At 43.2% G+C, this 1,253-nt stretch carries 5 tRNA genes and 2 rRNA genes (1 of these 7 cut by a window edge); all 7 read left to right on the top strand.

What is annotated here, in order from left to right:
- A 16S ribosomal RNA gene (locus IQQ51_RS21925) occupies positions 1-88 on the top strand; the annotation flags it as partial.
- A 122-nt stretch (positions 89-210) separates the two neighbouring features.
- Positions 211-286, top strand: a tRNA-Glu gene (locus tag IQQ51_RS21920).
- Positions 287-306: 20 nt separating this feature from the next.
- Positions 307-382 (top strand) — tRNA-Lys (locus IQQ51_RS21915).
- A gap of 25 nt (positions 383-407) precedes the next feature.
- Positions 408-483, top strand: a tRNA-Val gene (locus tag IQQ51_RS21910).
- Between the two features lie 25 nt (positions 484-508).
- Positions 509-584 (top strand) — tRNA-Ala (locus tag IQQ51_RS21905).
- A gap of 32 nt (positions 585-616) precedes the next feature.
- Positions 617-692, top strand: a tRNA-Val gene (locus tag IQQ51_RS21900).
- A 419-nt stretch (positions 693-1,111) separates the two neighbouring features.
- Positions 1,112-1,253: ribosomal RNA gene (locus tag IQQ51_RS21895) — 23S ribosomal RNA — on the top strand; its annotated part runs 508 nt beyond the window's last position; the annotation flags it as partial.

Below are 1,253 nucleotides of genomic sequence, written 5' to 3'. Positions count from 1 at the left end.
GAGGACGCTCACCACTTTGTGGTTCATGACTGGGGTGAAGTCGTAACAAGGTAGCCCTAGGGGAACCTGGGGCTGGATCACCTCCTTATACGAAGATAGTCACGATGAGTACCCACACAGATTGATTAGGTTTAAAAAGAAAAAGAGATGAAGAACTCCCAAGGTTCTTCAAAGTTTGTTTCTGCTTTTAAAGTAGAGATAAATTGCAGTGTCCCGTTCGTCTAGAGGCCTAGGACACCGCCCTTTCACGGCGGTAACAGGGGTTCGACTCCCCTACGGGATACCACTTCCTTCAAGAAGTAAAAAGGGTCGTTAGCTCAGTTGGTAGAGCAGTTGACTTTTAATCAATTGGTCGCAGGTTCGAATCCTGCACGACCCACCATTTCCTCCCAAGGAAATAAAATTTGGGGCGATTAGCTCAGTTGGGAGAGCACCTGCCTTACAAGCAGGGGGTCACTGGTTCGAGCCCGGTATCGCCCACCATTTCCTCCCAAGGAAATAAAAATATGGGGCTATAGCTCAGCTGGGAGAGCGCCTGCCTTGCACGCAGGAGGTCTGCGGTTCGATCCCGCATAGCTCCACCATTCTTTCTCCATGAAGGAATCAAAACTATCATGGGCGATTAGCTCAGTTGGGAGAGCACCTGCCTTACAAGCAGGGGGTCACTGGTTCGAGCCCGGTATCGCCCACCATCTTTAAGCACACTTTTCTTAGTAATAGAAAGCCGAGTGTATTTAAAAATGGTTTTGAAAGTTTAATGCTTTAAAAACTCTTGCTCTTTAACAATTTGGAAAGCTGACTGATTGATTACTTACGAGTAATTCAATCAAATTTAAAAGTTCTCAATGTTTATCTGCTCTTATTTAATAAGAACGGTATAAACACAACAAACACATTCAAGTGTCTTGTATTCGAATGATCAGAAATGATTGTTCATTTTTTGATTCTATTTTTTATTAAAAAGTGGAAACAAAAAGTAAATTGAGTCCGGCAAACAGTCATTAAGAATTAACCCTTCTTAATGACAAGCAAAAACCTTGGTTAGTTGCCATACTAGTTTGTTTTCACTTTTCAAAAGTGAAAGTAAAACAGAGACCCTTTCGGGTTGTATGGTTAAGTGACTAAGCGTACACGGTGGATGCCTTGGCAGTCAGAGGCGATGAAAGGCGTAATAACTTGCGATAAGCCCAGATTAGGTAGTAATAACCTTTTGAGTCTGGGATTCCTGAATGGGGAAACCCACTTGCATAAGC

It is taken from the genome of Vibrio sp. OPT18 (genome assembly GCF_015163615.1).
Classification (GTDB): Bacteria; Pseudomonadota; Gammaproteobacteria; order Enterobacterales; family Vibrionaceae; genus Vibrio; species Vibrio coralliirubri.
This window is presented reverse-complemented; position numbering and strand designations above follow the sequence as displayed.